Origin of the sequence: Vibrio ordalii ATCC 33509, from assembly GCA_000257205.1 — a bacterium.
In the GTDB taxonomy this organism is placed as follows: domain Bacteria; phylum Pseudomonadota; class Gammaproteobacteria; order Enterobacterales; family Vibrionaceae; genus Vibrio; species Vibrio ordalii.
Genome location: AEZC01000135.1, coordinates 1 through 4,201, shown reverse-complemented (window position 1 = coordinate 4,201; position 4,201 = coordinate 1). Strand labels below are relative to the sequence as shown.

Genomic DNA, 4,201 nt, shown 5'->3' with positions numbered 1-4,201 from the left:
CTAATAGCAAATTTTTATTTTTATTTTTATTATTGAAAGAAAAGTTTTTATAGGATGAATTTTTATTTTTCCTATGTTAACTATCGTAGATTTTTATGGATTTTTTACTAGGCCTTTTCTCGTTGTGACTAATAGAGTGGCATTTCTTAAAATGAAATTTTATAAGAGAAATTTGTCTCATATTTGATTCGTCTCATGTTTGAGTCTGTATCTCATTGAAGTGTCGTTGTAATAAGATGCACGTCTACTGATAATTATGCGACTTTATCCATGATCGCAAGGTATCTGCATTGTGCTGGTCTTGCTAACAGTACTTTTAGCCTACCGAACTGAGTTTGGTTGGGAAGGTATGCATATTTAGTAGAGGGAAACTTTTTCATGACAATAAAATATTTGGTTTTCGCTGTAGGAATGATCTCATTGGGTGGCTCAATGGTTCAAGCTGCAGATCTGGAAGGTTGCATTATTAGCCGGAAAACCGGAGATAAGTACTGCCTAAATATAGGGCAGCGTTCAGAATATTCGCTACCATCTTGGATTTATAATCATCCAGTTGATGTTTTAGCACCTAGTGGTGTTTCAGTGATGCTCAGTGACTGGGATAATTTATCTTACAATCGCTTGGCGGTTTTTGATCATTATACTGATCACAGTGAGTTAAAAAATGTTAAATCATTGAACGGGCAGGCTCTAGATTTTTCTCATCCTCGTTCTATGCGTGTCCTTGCATCGGAACTTTATCCTGAAGCCTGTATCGTGAGTCGTGAAAATGGTGAGCGTTTTTGTCTTAAAGAAGGTGAGCGTTCTGGTTATTCGCTCCCTTCCTATATCTATGGACATGCTGTCGATATAATCGCTCCAGAAGGTCTCGGAGTGATGCTTAGTGATTGGGATAATTTGTCCTATAACCGTTTAGCTGTTTTCGGTGGTAATACATCTAATGCACAACTGAAATTAGTGAAAGCTTACAATGGTGAACTCCTTGATTTTTCACACCCTCGTTCTATGCGAGTTGTGCCATTTGAAAAATCTTCTAACACTATTAGCACACAGCTGAAATGGTCATGGCAAGGCGGTGGCTTTAAGCCATTATCGAATCAAGTGATGGCGACTCCAGTTGTTGCTCAACTGAATGATGACAATGGCGATGGCAAGATTGATGAGAAAGATGTTGCTGACCTTATCGTTGTGACGTTTGAAGGAAACAAATATGTTAATGGAGGCCTAGTTCGAGCTTTAAGCGGTGTTGACGGCTCGGAGTTGTGGTCTTATGAGCAAGGTGAAGCCATTGCTGACGCAAGATATTCGCCAGCTGTCGCTGATTTAGATGGCGATGGTGTAGTTGAAATCGTTACAGCTAATACATCTAGCCCCTATTTAAATATTTTGGATAACAACGGTCATCTAAAGAAGCAGATCCTCAAAGCGCAAACTGGAGGACGTTCAGTTGGTTCTATATCTCTAGCAGATCTTGATGGGGATGGCAGCGTCGAAATTCTGGCTGCAGATGGTGTGTATAACTACCACACAGGTCTTGTGTTTAGTCATCCTTGGGCCCCTTCATCGATCAATGTCGATGTCGATGGCGATCAGCAACAAGAAGTGTTTTCGGGTGGTACTCTGTTTCAAAATAACGGCGCGATCAACTGGCAATACCATGCCAATGATGCAGTTTGGTTCTCTTCGCTGGTTAACCTAGATAATGATGCTGAGCCAGAGATTATCGCTTCAGTTCCTGCTTCTGCATCAACTGGGCATAACGCACGTTTTGCTGTGCTAGAGCACGATGGCACCATTAAGTGGGAAATCAACAATACTGCCAATCCAGGCGGCGGCGTGCAGGCGGTATCTAACTTTTTAGGCAAAGCTCAAGCAGTTGAAACGACTGAGTTCTCAAAAATCTACGGTTATCAACCTAATAGCAATCCTGCTTCTATTGTTTTGGTGGTCGATGGCAAAATCTCTGTTCGCTCAGGGTTGGCCATTGATGCGATTGGTACTTCTGCTTCGACTTTAGTCGGTGGTACGGGAGGCAATCTTAATGCCGCAGTTAACGTCAAAGATATTAAAGCGATTGATCTGACTTGGGGTAAATACTATTGGGGCGGTTATCATTTATTGGCGCTCGATTTTAGAATGAGCAACGGTAGCGTGATTTCTATGGGCTCTAAAAACTATGCTTATTCCAAGCAGACCGAACGCTTTACTGTGCCAGCAGGTAGCCGCATTAAAGGCATCAAAGCTTGGACCGCGGGTTGGCTGTTGGACGGAGTTCAGTTTGAGTTAGCTACGCAAAATGGTACCAATGATCTGGATGTAAAAGGGATTGTTTACGCAGGCTATGCTGCTGTCGATATGTATAACAGCAAAGGCGAGCGTGTTTGGTCTGTGGCAAATGACGATACTGGTAGCGGTAAAATTGGTGTATCTGCCTATGACTTTGATAATGATGGTATCGATGAAGTACTCGTACAAGATCATGCTCATGTGCGTGTATTAGATGGAAAAACGGGTAAAGAACGTGCATCGCTAGCGCACTCCACAGCGACACTTTGGGAATATCCTATCGTGGTCGATCTGGAAGGTGACAACAATGCAGAACTGATTGTTGTTGCTAATGATTTTGATAAAAATTATGTGGGTAACCATGGTGTGTTTGTTTATGCATCTGCTGATGCATCCAAACCTTGGGCCAATGCAACTCGCATCTGGAACCAGCATGCTTTCCATCTGACGAATGTTACTCAAGATGGGGTAGTGCCTACAAATGCGACACCGAGTTGGTTGAGTCATAATACATACCGTTCGAGTACATTACGTGCAACGGTGGGTGGTGAGTCTCCAATTTTTGGTTACTCAAATACTCAGCAATCGCAACGTGTCGTGACGGCGGATAACCAGATGTATCTGCGTTCTGGTTTTGCGATCGATGCGATCGGCACGACGGCCAATAACTTGGTTGGCGGCCCGGTACAAGGTACTAACGGTGGTGTGCTAAGAGCACCGATTGCTCTTGAACAATTGCAATCCGTGGAAGTTACCTCTGGTCTTTATAACTGGGGGGGGGGTACCACATAGTAGCGATTAAGTTCACGATGAAGGATGGCTCTAGCGTGTTATTGGGTTCAACCCACTATGCGAGCAACAAAAAAGTTGAAACGTACACTGTGCCGCAAGGTAAACGCATCAAGCAGATCAATGTTTGGACTGGTGGCTGGTTAGTTGAAGGCTTGCAGTTTGTATTCGATTAATTGATATCGTTTTAATTCAATGATTGAGAATCCCTCGAGATAATCGAGGGATTTTTTTTATTAATCAGATATGGAGTAGGAATCGCTCTGAACGTAAGCGCATCATAAACCGACATTCCGCAGCTAATTTAGGAATAAACTACCTCATAGAATCTACCGAGTAATTTGAGTAGTTGTGTTTGGTGATCTTGAAGTCCAGTGATGAACCTTTGGCCGTTAATCTCTAGCGTATCTATGCCTTCGAACTGCAAGAAGACCCAACGTGCCGTCGGTTTTTCTGTCGTCTTGTTCTTTACCATACTTGGGAAGAATGCTTCGGTTTGTGCGAGTTGCTCTCTGATTTTGTGTTCTAAACTGGCGTAAACAAGCAAGCTTAACGTCATTATCATTAGCAACGCTTCAATGCGTTCAGGCTTTTTCAAGAAGATCGATGAGGTTAAAAACTCAGGGCTTTTTAGAAAGCGGAAGCCGCGCTCGACTTTTTGTTGCGATTTGTAATGTGCTAGCAGAGCCGCCATGGTGAGTGCTTCATTGTCGGTGTCATTCGTCGCGAGGATAAACATGCCTACTTTGAGCTTAGCCAGTTTTACTTTTTCTAGGTCGGTGAAGGGGGCGGCTTCGATAAAGTATTGGTATCCTGTCGGTGCTTCATTTGTCTTTGGGCGGCCCGAATGAGAGTAAGTCGGCAGTTTGATGAGAGTGCCTTGTTCAAACCCTAGTAAGTCACATTGTTTCTTGAACTCGTTAAACGCTAATTCTGCGTCAACTTCACAAGCGAATGGTTTTTTACTTAGCTTTTCCAACTCTTTGATTTCTTTTGTTATATTTTTCTCTAAGTTCTTGAAGAAAGTGATTTCTTCCCGCTTGGTTGCCTGTTCACTGTGAACGAGCAACCAACGTTGATTGACCTTTCCGTAATCCGACTTTATCCAACACCCTGAGTAGCCATG

1 protein-coding gene and 1 pseudogene are annotated in these 4,201 nt (G+C 42.9%); one reads left to right on the top strand and one right to left on the bottom strand.

What is annotated here, in order from left to right:
• The first annotated feature begins 378 nt into the window (after window positions 1–378).
• Window positions 379–3,251 (top strand): annotated as a pseudogene (locus tag VOR_RS17865) (beta-prism lectin domain-containing protein).
• A gap of 128 nt (window positions 3,252–3,379) precedes the next feature.
• Here VOR_RS17865 and VOR_RS0110020 read toward each other — a convergent pair.
• Window positions 3,380–4,201 (bottom strand): IS1634 family transposase (locus tag VOR_RS0110020; RefSeq protein WP_010319573.1); only part of this gene is annotated, 822 nt, incomplete at its 5' end.